Annotated in this window: 12 protein-coding genes and 1 pseudogene; 2 read left to right on the forward strand and 11 right to left on the reverse strand. The window is 71.9% G+C overall.

Annotated features, from left to right (window positions below):
* Positions 1-372 precede the first annotated feature (372 nt).
* A pseudogene (locus CIW48_RS33810) lies at positions 373-615 on the forward strand (cache domain-containing protein); the annotation flags it as partial.
* A gap of 72 nt (positions 616-687) precedes the next feature.
* Here the strand turns inward: CIW48_RS33810 and CIW48_RS05195 are convergent.
* The 3 genes from CIW48_RS05195 to CIW48_RS05205 form a co-directional block, all read right to left on the reverse strand.
* A complete protein-coding gene (locus tag CIW48_RS05195; protein ID WP_149309664.1) occupies positions 688-1,941 on the reverse strand; it encodes a cytochrome P450 in 1,254 nt (417 codons plus the stop codon).
* A 356-nt stretch (positions 1,942-2,297) separates the two neighbouring features.
* Positions 2,298-3,569, reverse strand: coding sequence for an FAD/NAD(P)-binding oxidoreductase (locus tag CIW48_RS05200; protein ID WP_149309666.1), 1,272 nt, complete (start codon positions 3,567-3,569; stop codon positions 2,298-2,300).
* Positions 3,569-3,814: a ferredoxin gene (locus CIW48_RS05205; RefSeq protein WP_149309668.1), complete on the reverse strand. Its 246-nt coding sequence runs from the start codon at positions 3,812-3,814 to the stop codon at positions 3,569-3,571. Before CIW48_RS05205 ends, CIW48_RS05200 begins: the two co-directional genes overlap by 1 nt.
* 213 nt (positions 3,815-4,027) lie before the next feature.
* Between CIW48_RS05205 and CIW48_RS05210 the strand changes: the two genes are divergently transcribed.
* Positions 4,028-4,627, forward strand: a complete 600-nt coding sequence (locus CIW48_RS05210; RefSeq protein ID WP_149309670.1) for a hypothetical protein — start codon at positions 4,028-4,030, stop codon at positions 4,625-4,627.
* Here the strand turns inward: CIW48_RS05210 and CIW48_RS05215 are convergent.
* The 8 genes from CIW48_RS05215 to CIW48_RS05255 all read right to left on the reverse strand — a co-directional run bounded on the left by CIW48_RS05215 (position 4,594) and on the right by CIW48_RS05255 (position 14,188).
* Positions 4,594-6,366 carry a class I adenylate-forming enzyme family protein gene (locus CIW48_RS05215; protein WP_149309672.1) on the reverse strand — a complete coding sequence of 591 codons (1,773 nt, stop codon included), beginning with the start codon at positions 6,364-6,366 and terminating at the stop codon, positions 4,594-4,596. The two genes, CIW48_RS05210 and CIW48_RS05215, sit on opposite strands and share 34 nt — an antisense overlap.
* On the reverse strand, positions 6,363-7,133 hold the full coding sequence (locus tag CIW48_RS05220) for an SDR family oxidoreductase (protein WP_149309674.1): 771 nt from the start codon (positions 7,131-7,133) through the stop codon (positions 6,363-6,365). The genes CIW48_RS05215 and CIW48_RS05220 overlap by 4 nt, the downstream gene beginning before the upstream one ends.
* 241 nt (positions 7,134-7,374) lie before the next feature.
* Entirely contained in the window at positions 7,375-8,157 is a 783-nt protein-coding gene (locus CIW48_RS05225; protein ID WP_149309740.1) for an SDR family oxidoreductase, read from the reverse strand.
* A gap of 37 nt (positions 8,158-8,194) precedes the next feature.
* The gene (locus CIW48_RS05230; protein WP_149309676.1) at positions 8,195-9,253 is read right to left on the reverse strand and encodes a phosphotransferase family protein; all 1,059 of its coding nucleotides are present in this window, start codon (positions 9,251-9,253) and stop codon (positions 8,195-8,197) included.
* On the reverse strand, positions 9,250-10,503 hold the full coding sequence (locus CIW48_RS05235) for an acyl-CoA dehydrogenase family protein (RefSeq protein ID WP_149309678.1): 1,254 nt from the start codon (positions 10,501-10,503) through the stop codon (positions 9,250-9,252). The genes CIW48_RS05230 and CIW48_RS05235 overlap by 4 nt, the downstream gene beginning before the upstream one ends.
* Before the next feature lie 181 nt (positions 10,504-10,684).
* Positions 10,685-12,190, reverse strand: a complete 1,506-nt coding sequence (locus tag CIW48_RS05240) for an ATP-binding cassette domain-containing protein (RefSeq protein ID WP_149309680.1) — start codon at positions 12,188-12,190, stop codon at positions 10,685-10,687.
* Positions 12,187-13,107, reverse strand: a complete 921-nt coding sequence (locus tag CIW48_RS05245; RefSeq protein WP_149309682.1) for a branched-chain amino acid ABC transporter permease — start codon at positions 13,105-13,107, stop codon at positions 12,187-12,189. Before CIW48_RS05245 ends, CIW48_RS05240 begins: the two co-directional genes overlap by 4 nt.
* Before the next feature lie 205 nt (positions 13,108-13,312).
* Positions 13,313-14,188 carry a branched-chain amino acid ABC transporter permease gene (locus CIW48_RS05255; protein ID WP_043386828.1) on the reverse strand — a complete coding sequence of 292 codons (876 nt, stop codon included), beginning with the start codon at positions 14,186-14,188 and terminating at the stop codon, positions 13,313-13,315.
* Between the last annotated feature and the right edge of the window lie 14 nt (positions 14,189-14,202).

Below are 14,202 nucleotides of genomic sequence, written 5' to 3' on the forward strand. Positions count from 1 at the left end.
CCCAGCTAATCCACGCCGCTGGTCAATGAAAATCCGCAGATCAGATCGAATCTCAAGATTATTATCGATCTTCTCCCGCCCATTGCCGGCCATCACCGCAAATCTTTGCGTTTTACTAACTTGATTACACGAGGTTGACCCTGTGCAACGCCTGCAGCGATTCCATGCCGGCCGCAGGCGTCCTCTTCCGGTGCTTGGATGATCCCCACCCAGACCAGCCGCCCGCCCGCCGCGCGTGTCATGCCGTGGCAAGACCTCGCGAACCTCAAGCTCCGCCACAAGCTCGCAGCCGTGATGGCCCTGGCGCTGCTGGCCAGCAGCGCCCTGAGCTTCGTCGATATGCGCCGCTCGGCCCTCGCGGACCGGGCCCTGATGACGAAGCGCCTGACCGAGGTCGCGCAGGGCCTGCTCATCCACTACGAGGCGCAGGCCAGGACGGGCCAGATACCCCTGGCGGAGGCGCAGAAGGCGGCCCTCGCGGCGATCACCGCCCTGCGCTTCGGCAACGAGGATTACTTCTTCGTCCTCGACGCCCAGGGGCATCTGATCGCCAACGCCTTTAACGCCAAGAACGTCGGCAAGCTGGTGCTGGACCAGACCGACATCGCGGGCGGCAAGCGCTACTTCGCCGAGATGGTCGAGACCGCCACGCGCGACGGCTCCGGCTTCGTCGACCCGGGCGGGCACTCACGCGATCCCGTCGATCGCCACCCGCAGATGCTCCGGGCCGCGCAAGGCCGCGCCCGGCCGGTAGGGCGGTGGATCCGCGATCAGCCGCGGCGCCTTCAGCCGGCGCGCGAGGGCGGTCAATGCCGCCTCCGCCTCGAACCGGGCGAGCGGCGCGCCCACGCAGTAATGCAGGCCGCCGCCGAAGCCGAGATGGCGGATCCCGGTGCGGTCCGGGTCGAATCGGTCGGGATCCGGGAAGACGGTCGCGTCGCGGTTCCCGGCGGCCAGCAGCAGCAGGAGGTCGGCGCCCTCAGGGATCGTGACCCCCGCTATGTCGATGGCCGCGAGCGTCCGGCGGGTCCGGAACTGCACCGGCGGCTCGTAGCGCAGCAGTTCCTCGATGAGCCGCGGCGCCCGGAGCGGATCCTGCCGCAGGCGCTCCAGCTCCTCCGGGTGCCGGAGCAGGGTCAGCAGGCCGTTGGTGATCAGGTTCACGGTGGTCTCGTGGCCCGCCACCAGCATCAGGATCGAGGTGGCGATCAGGTCGTAATCGCCCATCTTCACCCCAGCCGGGGTCGCGTGGTTGGCGAGCCCCGACAGCATGTCATCCTGCGGGTGCCTGCGCTTCTCCTTGATCAGGTCGGCCATGTAGCCGCCGATCGCGTCGAAGGTCCGGCTGTTCTTGGCGCGGATCTCGGGGTCGGACAGGCTGTCGGGTTCGAGCGCGGTGGCGAGCTGCGTCGCCCAGCCGTGGAATTGGGGCTCGTCCTCCCGGGGCACGCCGAACAATTCGCAGATGACCGTCACGGGCAACGGGTAGGCGAGGTCGTCGACCGCGTCGATCTCCCGGGCGCCGCATTTCTCGTTGAGGAGGTCGGCGACCAGCCGGTCTGAGCGCGCGCGCATCGCCTGGACGCGCTCGCGGCTGAATTGGTGCATCACAGCCGAGCGCAGGGCGTCGTGGTCCGGCGGGTCGCGGAAGATGAAGACCCGGTGCCGGTCCATCATCCAGTCCTTGAGCGGCTTGACGATCAGGTCGGTGAGGGGATTGCCGGTGCGCGGCCGGTCGGCTGGCGGCAGGGTGTCGGAGCTGACCCGCGGGTCCTGCAGCAGGCTGGCGATGGTGCCGTGGGTCGCCGCCACCCAGGTGCCCGCCTCCGTGCCGTCCTCCTGGCGCGAGACGGGATGCTCCCGCAGCTTCGCGTAGACCGGGTAGGGGTTCGGCCGGTTGGCAAAATCCTTGACCTGATCGAGGAGAGTGGCGTCGGGCATGCGGTCTCCTTCGCGCATCGACCCGGAAGGCGGCCACGGGCCTTCGGGAAAAGATGCCGCGACAGCAAAGGCTGCGCGCGTCGTGGCGGTTCCGTCCCCGGGTCCGCGCTACCTGGGTGGCGAGGTCGAGAGGCCCTGGTTGTCGGCCGGGATGCGCCGGGCTTCCGCCCACGCACCGTCACCCAGGGGAGGCGCAGCGCAGCCCGGATCCAGGGCCGCCGGCGCACCAAGGTCTTGCGGAACCTACGGTTCTGGAGTCCAGGCCGGCATTCGGCGTCCCGGAATGGCGGAGCGGGAGCCGGTGGCGCCGTTCACCGCGGCGAACAGCACGAACGTCGTGTCCAGAGGACGATGCGTTAGGCAAAGCCCGGCTCGAAGATCGCGACGCCGTTCGGCCGGTCGGTCGCGGCGCCGCGGGGTGGGAACGGCGCGCGGGCGGCGACCAGCTCGGCATGGGCCGGCAGCCAGCGGGCGGAATCCACCGAGACTGCCGCGATGCAGCGTCCTGCACGGCCGTAGAGGGCGACGAAGCGGCCGGCGGCCGGATCGCCCTGCGTGATCGCCACCGCGTCGGCGCCCTCGGTCAGGCCGGCCGATTTCACCACGAGGTCTCCCTGGGTCGACCAGAAGGTCGGCAGGGCGTCATAGGGCGATTCGGGCTCTGCGCCGGCGAGCATCCGGCCGGCATGGATGCCTTGCGCCACCGCGTGGCTCCAGTGCTCCAGCGCGACGCGTCGGCCGTCGTAGAGGGGGTGCGGAAAGCGCGCCACGTCGCCGGCGGCGGCGATGTGCGGGTCGGGCCTTCCCTCGGTATCGAGGACATGGCCGCGCGCATCGCAATCGACCCCGCCCGGATCCGCCGACAGGCCGGCCCCGTCGAGCCACTCGGTGTTGCGCACCGCTCCCAGCGCAACGACGGCAACGTCGGTCGCAAGGCTGCTGCCGTCGACGAGATGCGCGCGGGTCAGCCGGCCGTCCTCCGCCTCCAGCCACTCGACCTCGCTGCCGCAGCGCAGCGCCACACCGTGTCCCTCGTGGATCGCACCGATGAACGCCCCGACGGTGCGGCCGAGGACGCGGGCCAGCGGCGTCGGGCCGGGCTCGACCAGGGTGACCGGCAAGCCGAGCTGCCGACACAGGCTGGCGACCTCGCAGCCGATGAAGCCGCCACCGATCACCAGCACGTGCTTCGGGCCCGCGGCCAGGGCCTGCCGCAGGGCGGCGGCGTCGTCCCGCCCCCGCAGGGTGAAGACGCCGGCGAGGCGGCCCTCGTGCGGGTTCGGCCAGGGGCGGGCGCGGGTGCCGGTGGCGATGAGCAGACGGTCGTAGGGGAGGGTCCGCCCGTCTGCGAGGCCCACCATACGCGCTTGCCGGTCGAGGCGCAGAGCCGCGCTGCCGAGTTGCCAGTCGGCCGCGAGGCCGCCGACCCCTGGCAGAGTCGTAGCATCCGCCGGGATCGCGCCGGTGAGGACGTGCTTCGAGAGCGGCGGCCTGTCGTAGGGCGGATGGGGCTCGTCGCCGACGATGGTGAGCGGGCCGGAAAATCCTGCCGCGCGCAGGGCCTCGGCGCCGCGCAGGGCCGCGAGGCCGGCGCCCACGATCAGGACACGCCCGGGTTCTTGCGCCATCAGGCGGCGCGCTCCGGCTCCTCGACCCGGATCGCCTGGACCGGGCAGGCGACGCGCGCCCGCTCGATAGCGTCCCGGTCCTGCACGGCGGGTGCGGGATCGTAGAACAGGGCTTCGTGCCCCTCGATGCGGAAGTGCCGCGGCGCCGCATAGCAGCACTGGGCATAGGCTTGGCACAGGTTGAGATCGACGCTCACCCGCAGGCCGGGCAGGGGACCGGAAGACACATCGGCGGGGGCGGACATGGCGGGGCAACCGCGGGCGGCGCCCCGGGTTCCGCGGGCCGGGGTCACGAGGAACGGCCCCGACGCGTCCCCAGTCGGAGCGTCATCGGTATTAAACGTGTTTGGGCGATCTTCGCGGAAATGCAGCGACGGAATTCCCCTGCGCGGCGGTTCGATCTATTGTTGCGACGCCCAGCGGACCTGTCCAAGACGCCGCGATGTCAGGAGGGCACCATGCCGCACGCCGCGCGAACGGGACTCGCCGCCCTCATGCTGGCTCTCGGACTCGGCAGCGCCTCTGCCGAATCCGTTGCCACGACCTGGACGGATCCGCCGGCCCACAAGCCGGCCGCCGAGAAGGCGCCGGCCGCTGACCAGAAGGTCGCCGCACCGGCGCCGGCCGCAACGACCCCCGCTGCCTCGACCCGTGCCCGGCCGGCGTCCAGCCGACGGAAGGCCGTCGCGGCGCGGCATGTGCCGGAGAAGACGGCGCGCGCCGCGTCTCCGGGGGCCAAGCGGGTTGCCGCCACGCCACGCCGGGCGCGCGTCGTCGCGGCACCGACCCGAACGATCCGCAGCGCTCCGCAGAGCGTCGCCGCCGCCCCGCCGCCTCCGCCTGAAGGCTACGCGCGCTACCGGGCCTACAATTACGGGCCGGGCTACGGCTACGCACCGGCCTACGGCTACGCCCAGGGCTATACCGACGATCGCCTGGACCGCCTGAGCAGCGCGCAGGCCGCCGGCTACGTCGTGGTCCGCCGCCGGACGGTGCAGTTCCCCGACGGCCGGACTCTGCGGGTCTACCGCCCGGACGATGAGGGCGAGCCGTTCTGATCTGAGCCCTCCGCGAATACCGCCCGCAAGGGAGCCCGCATGATCTTCCCGGCGGGATTGCGCGGCAGGAATTCGTCCCAGATCATGATTCGCACCGGCACCTTGAACGCGGCGAGCCGCTCGGCCGCGAAGGCGCGGATCGCCTCCGGGCTGGTCGCCGCCCCCTCCGCCAGCACCACGATGGCGCCGGGCTCCTCGCCCAGCGTCGGATGGGGGACCGGCAGCACCACGGCGTCGATCACGTCCGGATGGGCGTAGAGGGCGTTCTCGACCTCGCAGCAATAGATGTTCTCGCCGCCGCGGATCAGCATGTCCTTGATCCGGTCGACGATGGTCAGGAACCCCTCCGCGTCGGCGCGGGCGAGGTCGCCGGTGCGCAGCCAGCCCTCGGAGAAGACGTCCGCGGTGGCGTCCGGGTCGTCCCAGTAGCCGCGGACCACGTTGGGGCCCTTCACGCAGAGTTCGCCGACCGCGCCGGGCGGCAGCGCCTCCCCGAGGGGATCGACGATCCGCACCTCGCAGACCGGCAGGGGCGGCCCGCAGGAATCGGGGTGGGCGAGGTAATCCTCGCCCTGGTGATGGGTGAAGGTCGCCGAGGTCTCGGTCATGCCCCAGCCGGTGCCGGGGACGACCCGCGGCAGAACCGCGCCCAGGGTCCGGACGAGGTCGCCGGCCGCGGGCGCGCCGCCGTACGTGATCGCGTCGAGACTCGGCAGCGGCCGCCCGGCCTCCCGGGCCGCCGTGGCGAGCTGCCACGCGATGGTCGGCACGCCGCCCGCGCTGGTGCAGCCCTCCGCCTCGATCAGGTCGAGAGCCGCGCTCGCGTCCCAGCGATGCATCATCACCAGCCTGTGTCCGCCGTAGAGCGCGGCGCCCAGGCTCGCGTGGCAGCCGGTGACGTGGAACAGGGGGATCACCAGCAGCGCGACCCGCTGCGGCGCGGACGGATCGGGTTTCGGCGGGCTCTCGCCCCGGCGGAGGTATGTGCGGGCCGCCGAGTAGGGATAGGCCATGACGGTGGTGGCGGCCGCCCGGTGGGTACCGACCGCGCCCTTCGGCTGGCCGGTGGTGCCCGAGGTGTAGAACAGGGTCGCATCGTCCTCCGGACCGAGGGCGATGTCGGGCGGGGGCGCGTCGGGCAGACCTGCCCAGTCGGCCGGTGGGCCGACGAGGTCGGAGAGCGGGGTCGCCCGGGGATCGGGCTCCATCCGGGTGGTGAGGACCCGCTGCAGAGCCGGGCATTCGCCGAGGTGCGGAGCGATCCGGGTGAAGCGCTCGCCGTCGGCGATCAGCACCCGCGCCCCGGAATGCCGGAGCCCGTAGGCGAGTTCGGGCCCGGTCCACCACGCGTTGAGCGGCGTCGCGATCGCCCCGGCGAGGAGCGCGCCGAAATAGCTCACCGGCCATTCGGGCAGGTTGCGCATCGCGATGGCGACGCGGTCACCCTTCTTGATCCCGGCAGCCGTGAGCGCCCGCGCCAGCGCGGTCGCCGCGCGGGAAAAGCCCGTGAAGGTGACGCGCTCGTCGCGGTAGACCACGAAGGTCCTGTCCCCGTGGCCCTGGGCGATCCGGAACAGGTCGCGCAGGGTTGGCGGGGCCTTCACCCAGATCCGGGTCGGCACGCCGCGGATCGGAATGGTCGCGATCTCGAAGGGCGCGCCCGGGGCGGTGAGCCGCGCCTCCGCGTCGCGGAAGGGCAGGGCCGGCCAGCCGGCGGGGATGCGGGAATCGGCGCTCATCGGGCGATGGTCACGCCGCCGTCGACGACGAGGGCCTGTCCGGTGACGAACCGGCCGGCCGGGGAGGCCAGGAACACGGCCGCGCCGGCGATCTCGTCGGGCTCGCCGATCCGGCGCAGGGGCGCGGCGTCCGTGGTGGCGGCCAGCATCGCGGGATCCTCCCACAGGGCGCGGGCGAAATCGGTGCGGATCAGCCCCGGGCAGAGGCAGTTCACGCGCACGTTGGCCGGACCGTACTCCACCGCGTAGTTGCGGGCGAGCTGGAGGTCGGCGGCCTTCGAGACGTTGTAGGCGCCGATCACCGGCGAACCCTTCAGCGCCCCGATCGAGGAGACGATGACGATCGCGCCGTCCCGCCGCGCGATCATGCCGGGGGCGACCTTCTGGATCAGCCAGTGGTTCGACAGGACGTTGTTGTCCAGGATCTTCCGGAACTGGGCGTCCGTGATGTCGGCGAGCGGCCCGTAATAGGGATTGCTCGCGGCGTTGCAGACCAGGACGTCCACGGGACCGAGCCGGTTCTCGGTCTCGGCGACGAGCTCCTCCAGCTCCGCCTTCACCGAGATGCTCGCCGGGATCGCCACGGCCCGGCCGACCCCGTGCGCGGCCTCGATCTCGGCCACGACCGCCGCGCAGGCCTCGCGCTTGCGCGAGGAGATCACCACCCGGGCGCCGTGCTCGGCCATCCGCAGGGCGATCGCCCGCCCGATGCCGCGGGAGGAGCCGGTGATCAGCGCGACCTTGCCGGTCAGATCGAACAGGGACATGGCACAGCTCTGCTCCGGATGGTGCGGCGCAGGGCCTCCACCCTCATTCCAAGACCTTCGATCGGTGCGCGTCGGCCGGTTAGGGTCGCGACGCGCACCCGCTCCCGTCCGGGCGAGGGTTGGCGTGCGGGGTGCGCGCCACCCGGACAGACCCGATCCCCCACGCTGTCCCGCTCCCGCACGGGAGAGGGGACCCGCGCCCCACGAGAGGGTCGACCGGATCGCCCGAAGCCGCTCATCCTCACGAGTCCGGCTCCGCCCGCATCGCCCGGCGCAGGCGCGCCATGCCGGCGAGCCAGCGCTCGAGATCCTCGGCCCGGCGGCGGGCATACGCCGCCACCTGCGGGTGCGGCAGGATCAGGAAGCGCCCGGATGCCAGCCCGTCGAGGGCGGCCTCGGCCACGGCCTCGGGCGACAGCACGCCGTCGCGGGCGGCCGCGCTGGCCGCCCCCAGCATGGCGGTGTCGACGCCCTGCGGGCACAGGGCGGCGACCCGGATGCCGTCCTCGGCATGCGCGATGGCGAGATGCTCCAGGAAAGCCAGCGCCGCGTGCTTGGTGGCCGAGTAGGTGGCGCTGCCGATCTGGCTGAGCAGCCCGGCCGCCGAGACGGTGCCCAGGAACGCGCCCCCGCCCCGTTGGCGCCAGAGCGGGACCAGAACCCGCGCCGCGTGGACATGGCCCATCACGTTCACCGCCCAGGACCGCGCCCAGCTTTCCGGATCGGCGGAGGTGGCGAGATCCGGATCGGGATCGCGCTCCAGGATGCCGGCATTGGAGCAATAGAGGGCGACCGGGCCAATCTCGGCCTCGATCCGCGCCAGGATTGCGGCGACCGCCGCGGCGTCGCCCACGTCGAGCGCGAAGGCCTGGCCGCCGAGCCCGGCCGCCACGGCCTCCACCCCGGCCGCGTCCCGGTCGAGGGCTACGATCGTCGCGCCGCGGGCCTTGGCCGCGACCGCGAGCGCCCGGCCGATCCCCCGTGCGGCCCCCGTGACGGCGACGACGCGGCCGGCGAGATCCATGCCGGGATCCACGCCGAGGTCCACGCCGCGATCCACGTCAGGCCCCCGCCCGCTCGGCGAAGCCCCAGGCCGCGGCGGCGAGTTTCGGCACCCGCGCCGCCATGGCGGAGGCGTGCTCGCTCGCGGCGTTGCCGGCCTTGGCGCGGGCGGCTACACCCTGGAGGATGCCGACCAGCCGGAACAGGTTGTAGGCGAAGTACCAGTCGAGGTCGGGCAGGCTCGTCCGGTCCGCCGCCCGGCAGTAGAGCGCCACCGCCTCGTCCCGGGTGGGGATGCCGAGCGCCTGCAGGTCGAGGCCGCCCAGCCCGCTGCGCCCGTCGGCGGGCAGTTCCCACTGCATCAGCAGGTAGCTGAAATCGGCCAGCGGATCGCCGAGCGTCGACAATTCCCAGTCGAGGACCGCGCTGACGCCGCCGTCGCGGGAGAAGATCAGGTTGTCGAGGCGGTAGTCGCCGTGGACCACGCAGGCGCCCTGCTGCTCGGGCACGGTGCGGGGCAGCCACGCGATCAGCCGCTCGACATCCTCCAGGCGCCCGTCCTCGGCGGCGCGGTACTGGCGGGTCCAGCGGTCGACCTGTCGGGCGAAGTAGTTGCCGGGCCGGCCGTAATCGGCGAGCCCGGCCGCCTCCGGGTCGATCGCGTGGAGGCGCGCCAGCGTGGCGATCATGCCGGCGTAGTGCCGGTGGCGGGCATGGGGGTCGAGGCCCGGCAGCGCCCCGTCCCAGTGCACGGCGCCGCCCACCGCCTCCATCACGTAGAAGGCCGCGCCGATGACGTCCGGATCCTCGCAGAGCGCGAAGGGGCGGGGCACCGGAAAGCCCTCGCCGTAGAGGGCGCCGATCACCCGGAACTCGCGCTCCACCGCGTGGGCGGAGGGCAGGAGCGGGCCGAAGGGCTTCCGGCGCAGCACGTAGGCCTGGGCGGCCGTGTCGAGCCGGTAGGTCGGGTTCGACTGGCCGCCGCGGAACTGCTGCACGGTGAGCGGGCCGGAGAAGCCGCGCACGTGCTCCGTCATCCAGGCGGAGAGCCGCGCCTCGTCGATCCGGTGGCGCGGCTCGACCGGCTTCACGCCCGAGAAGACATCGGCGTCGCTCATGCGCGCTCCGGCTCCTCGGCGCCCGGACGGGCATTGGTGTAGCGCCCGAATTCCAGCCGGGCGATCGAGCGGTTGTGGACCTCGTCCGGCCCGTCGGCGAGCCGCAGGGTGCGGATATGGGCGTACATCCTGGCGAGCCCGAAATCCTCCGACACGCCGGCCCCGCCATGGGCCTGGATGGCGTCGTCGATGACCTTCAGCGCCACCCGGGGCGCCGCGACCTTGATCATGGCGATCTCGAGCTTGGCGCCCTTGGCGCCGACCTTGTCCATCATGTCGGCCGCCTTCAGGCAGAGGAGGCGGGTCATCTCGATGTCGATCCGCGCCTCCGCGACCCGCTGCTCCCAGACCGACTGCTCCGAGATCCGCTTGCCGAAGGCGACCCGGGACACGAGCCGGCGCGCCATGGCCTCCAGCGCCACCTCGGCGGCCCCGATCGTGCGCATGCAATGGTGGATGCGGCCGGGTCCCAGCCGCCCCTGCGCGATCTCGAAGCCGCGCCCCTCGCCGAGGATCAGGTTCTCGGCGGGCACGCGGACGTTCTCCAGCACCACCTCGCCGTGGCCCTTGGGGGCGTCCTCGTAGCCGAAGACCGGGAGCAGCCGCTCCACCCGCACGCCGGCCGTGTCCATGGGTACCAGGATCTGCGATTGCTGCTTGTGCCGCGGCGCCTCGGGGTCGGTCTTGCCCATCAGGATCGCGATCCGGCAGCGCGGATCGCCGACGCCGGTCGACCACCACTTGCGGCCGTCGATGACGTAGTGGTCGCCGTCCCGGCGGATCGACGTGGCGATGTTGGTGGCGTCCGAGGAGGCGACCTCCGGCTCGGTCATCAGGAAGGCCGAGCGGATCTCGCCCGCCATCAGGGGCTTCAGCCACCGGTCCTTCTGGGCTGCGGTGCCGTAGCGGTGCAGCACCTCCATGTTGCCGGTGTCGGGCGCCGCGCAGTTGAAGCATTCCGAGGCGATCCCGACCCGGCCCATCGCCTCGGCGCAGAGGGCGTAGTCGAGGTTGGTCAGGCCGGCGCCGCGATACGCATCCGTGTCGTGCCCGGGGGAGGGCGGCAGGAACAGGTTCCACAGGCCCTCGGCCCGGGCCTTCTCCTTGAGGCGCTCCATCGTGGGGGCGGGCGCACGGCTCGCGGCGCGCTCCGCCGCCACCGCGGCGGCGGCCGGCACAATCGCGTCGGCGATGAAGGCGCGCACGCACCCAAGCCAGTGGGTCTGGGACTGGGAGAGGTTGAAGTCCACGGCGTCCGCTCCCTAGGGTATTGTCTGCCGGACTGGCGCGCCAAGCTTGCGCGAGCCGGTGACCCACCTTCCAACGGCCCTGCGCCGCGGCGCAACGGCCCCCCTCCCGCCCGGGAGAGGGAACCCGCGCGTCGGCCCGACCTGCACGCGCAAGCCGCGACGGACCGAAATCATCCGTCCCTCACAGATAGGCCGATCCCATCTCGCTGGCGAAGCGCTGCGGCGGTCCCTCCCAGACGATCCGCGCCTGCTCCAGCACGTAGACCCGGTCGGCATGCGGGAGCGCGAAGGTGACGTTCTGCTCGCCGAGCAGCACCGTGATCGGCGTCGTCTGGCGCAGCTTCTCCAGGGCTTTCGACAGCAGTTCCAGGATCACCGGGGCGAGGCCGAGCGTCGGCTCGTCGAGGATCAGGAGGCGGGGGCGCATCATCAGCGCCCGGGCGATGGTCAACATCTGCTGCTCGCCCCCCGACAGGGTGCGGGCAGTCTGGCCCTCGCGGGCCTTCAGGATCGGGAACAGCTCGTAGAGCCAGTCGCGCTGCTTGGCGCTCTCGGCCTTCGGAAAATGCTGGCCGCCGAGGTCGAGGTTCTCGCGCACGCTGAGGTCGCCGAACAGCTCGCGGGTCTCGGGCACCTGGACGATGCCGGCGCGCGCGATGGCGGCAGGCTTCATCCGGGCGAGATCCTGGCCGCCGAACCGGATCGTGCCGGCATGCGGGACGAGGCCCGAGATGGCGTTGAACAGCGTCGTCTTGCCGGCGCCGTTGAGGCCCACGACCGAGACGAACTCGCCCTCGTGGACGTGGATCGAGGCGGAGCGCAGGGCCTGCGCCTTGCCGTAGAGCACGTCGACGCCCTCGACGGTGAGCAGCGAGTCGGGCTTGAACGCCGCCTCGGGCCGGGCCGCCGTCTCGATGCTGCCGCCGAGATAGACCCGGCGCACGGTCGGGTCGGCCATCACGGATTCGGCGGAGCCCTCGGCGATGCGCTCGCCGAGATACATGGCGAACACTCGGTCCACGAGGGCCGAGACGCTCTTCACGTTGTGGTCGACGAGGAGCACGGCCTTGCCCTCGTCGCGGAAGCCGCGGATCAGCTCGGAGAACGAGGCTACCTCGCCGCCGGTCAGGCCCGCGAAGGGCTCGTCGACCAGCACCACCCGGGGATCGCGGGCGATGGCCTTGGCGAGCTCCAGCCGGCGCAGATCCGCGAAGGGCAGGGTGCCGGGCCGCCGTTCGACGACGGCGCCGAGGCCGACGCGCTCGGCGATTTCCTTGGCGCGCCGCGCCACGTGCGGATCAGCGGCCAGCCGGATCAGGCTGTCGGGCAGGAGCGCGAGGCTGATATTCTCCAGCACGGTCTGCCGCTGGAGCGGGCGGGCGTGCTGGAACACGAGCCCGATACCCGAGCGCGCCACCCGGTGGGCCGGCATCCCGCCGATCTCGGCGCCGTCGAGACGGATCGAGCCGGCGCTCGGCCGCTCGAGCCCCATGATCAGCTTCATCACGGTGGACTTGCCCGAACCGTTCGGGCCGATCAGGCCGAGGATCTCGCCGGGCCGCAGGTCGAGATCGACCTCCTTGACGGCGACGAGGCCGCCGTAGCGCTTGGTCAGGCCGCGCACAGTGAGGCAGGGCTCGGCCAAGACGGGAGACACGGCCGGCGGGGGTGCCACGGCGACGGTCATCGGGCGCTCCGGAAGGACGCGAGGCCGAGGAGCCCCGAGGGCACGAACAGGATCACCAGCAGCGCCACCGCCGAAACCACGAAGGTCGAGAGGCCGCCGAGCGGGCGCAGCAGCTCGCCCGCCGCGATCAGGAACACGGCGCCGAGCGCCGCGCCCACAATGGTGCGCCGTCCGCCGAGCACCGCCGCGATGATCACCTGCACGCCCACCGAGGTGTTGATCAGCGTGCCGACCGAGGCGGTGCCCATGTAGAAGACCACCAGCCCGCCCGCGAGCCCCGAGAAGGCGGCGCTCACCGCGAAGGCCGCGAGCTTGTGCTTGGCGACGTTGAAGCCGAGCGCGCCGGTCACCACCGGGTCCTGGCCCGCGGCCTGGAGGATCAGCCCGGCGGGCGAGCGGGCGATGGCGGTGAGGATCAGCCCCGAGACCGCCATGAAGCCCAGCGCCAGCCAGTAATTGGTGTCGGCGTCGATGGAGATGACGTCCGGCACGGTCAGGCCGATCTCGCCGCCGGTGAGGTCGGAGAAGACCACGATCATGTTCTGCAGGAGCAGGACCGCCACCAGGGTGATCAGGCCGAAATAGGGGCCACGGACCTTCAGCGCCGGCAGCGCCAGGGCGAGGCCGCCGACCACGGCGAGCACGGTCCCGGCCGCGAGGCAGTAGGGGATCGGCAGCTCGTAGCGGTTGTTGAGGATGCCGGCGCCGTAGGCCCCGAGCCCGATCAGGAAGGTCGGGCCGAAATTCACCTCGCCGGCGAAGCCGAAGAGCAGGTCCCAGGCCATCGAGAATACGCCGAAATAGTAGGCGATGGTCAGGAGGCCGAGGATGTAGCCGGAGACCCACCAGGGCAGTGTGGCGGCGGCCAGGACGGCGAGGATCGCGATCCAGAAGCCGGGGGTGGTGAGGAGCTTCATGGATTGGCCTCGCACACGGCAGCGATCCGGCTCGTTCGGCGCAGAGGCCTTTCCCACCCACTCCCCTCATTCTGAGGTGCCGCGCCAGCGGCCTCGAAGGAGGCCTTCAGGGATCGCGCGGCTGGCTGGAGGGCTCCTTCGAGGCGGCTTCGCCGCGTCTCAGGATGAGGACGCGGGCTGGAAACCCGGGGCGCAAAAAAAACCATCACCGCCGCCCCAGGAGGCCCTGCGGGCGCAGGTACATGACGGCCACCAGCAGCAGCAGGGCCGGGATCACCCGGTAGGCGGGCGAGATTAGGTAGGCGGTGGCGGTCTCGAGATACCCCACCACGTAGGCCGCGATCAGCGAGCCGGTGACGCTGCCCAACCCCCCCAGCACCACGATCGAGAAGGCGCTCGCGGTGAGCGGCCCCACCGAGTAGGACGAGACGCCCAGGAACATGCCGAGCAGCACCCCGGCGATGCCGGCGAGCAATCCGTAGATCGCCCAGACCGCCACGTAGATCTTCGCCATGTCGTGGCCGAGCAGCGTGACGCCGCGCGGGTTCATGGAGGCGGCGAGCAGGACCTTGCCGGCCCGCGCCCGGTTCACGAACAGCCAGAGCAGCCCGATCACCACCCAGCAGATCAGCGCGGTGAAGAGCTCGTTCTTCGGCGTGCGGACGCCCGCGATCTCGACCACGCCCTCGATGAGCGGCAGCACGGTCTTCGGGTTGTCGGTGAAGAAGTAGGCCACCAGCTCCTGGATCATGATCCCCCAGAGCAGCGTGCCGGTGAGCACGAAGATTTCTTTCTCTTCTCGCGGGATCGCCCGGCTGCGCTCGATCGGCGCCACGACGGCGAAATAGGTGACGAGGGCGCCCGCGAGCCCGCACAGCACGCCGATCGCCGCGCCCGCGTAGGAGCCGAGGCCGAACAAAGCCGAGGCCGCCCAGGCCGCCACCGCGGCCATGACCATCAGGGCGCCGTGCGTTAGGTTGAGGACGCCCGAGACCCCGAAGATCAGGGTGAAGCCCATCGCGCCGAGGGCGTAGAGGGCCGAGATGGCGAAGCCATCGACGAGGATCTGGAGGCCGATCACCGCGCTCTCCTGCC

The sequence above is a fragment of the Methylobacterium sp. P1-11 genome, assembly GCF_008329595.1.
Taxonomy (GTDB): Bacteria; Pseudomonadota; Alphaproteobacteria; order Rhizobiales; family Beijerinckiaceae; genus Methylobacterium.

Coding starts and splice junctions, on each gene's coding strand:
- CIW48_RS05195 (WP_149309664.1), bottom strand. CDS start 1,941: ATGCCCGACGCCACTCTCCTCGATCAGGTCAAGGATTTTGCCAACCGG.
- CIW48_RS05200 (WP_149309666.1), bottom strand. CDS start 3,569: ATGGCGCAAGAACCCGGGCGTGTCCTGATCGTGGGCGCCGGCCTCGCG.
- CIW48_RS05205 (WP_149309668.1), bottom strand. CDS start 3,814: ATGTCCGCCCCCGCCGATGTGTCTTCCGGTCCCCTGCCCGGCCTGCGG.
- CIW48_RS05210 (WP_149309670.1), top strand. CDS start 4,028: ATGCCGCACGCCGCGCGAACGGGACTCGCCGCCCTCATGCTGGCTCTC.
- CIW48_RS05215 (WP_149309672.1), bottom strand. CDS start 6,366: ATGAGCGCCGATTCCCGCATCCCCGCCGGCTGGCCGGCCCTGCCCTTC.
- CIW48_RS05220 (WP_149309674.1), bottom strand. CDS start 7,133: ATGTCCCTGTTCGATCTGACCGGCAAGGTCGCGCTGATCACCGGCTCC.
- CIW48_RS05225 (WP_149309740.1), bottom strand. CDS start 8,157: ATGGATCTCGCCGGCCGCGTCGTCGCCGTCACGGGGGCCGCACGGGGG.
- CIW48_RS05230 (WP_149309676.1), bottom strand. CDS start 9,253: ATGAGCGACGCCGATGTCTTCTCGGGCGTGAAGCCGGTCGAGCCGCGC.
- CIW48_RS05240 (WP_149309680.1), bottom strand. CDS start 12,190: ATGACCGTCGCCGTGGCACCCCCGCCGGCCGTGTCTCCCGTCTTGGCC.
- CIW48_RS05245 (WP_149309682.1), bottom strand. CDS start 13,107: ATGAAGCTCCTCACCACCCCCGGCTTCTGGATCGCGATCCTCGCCGTC.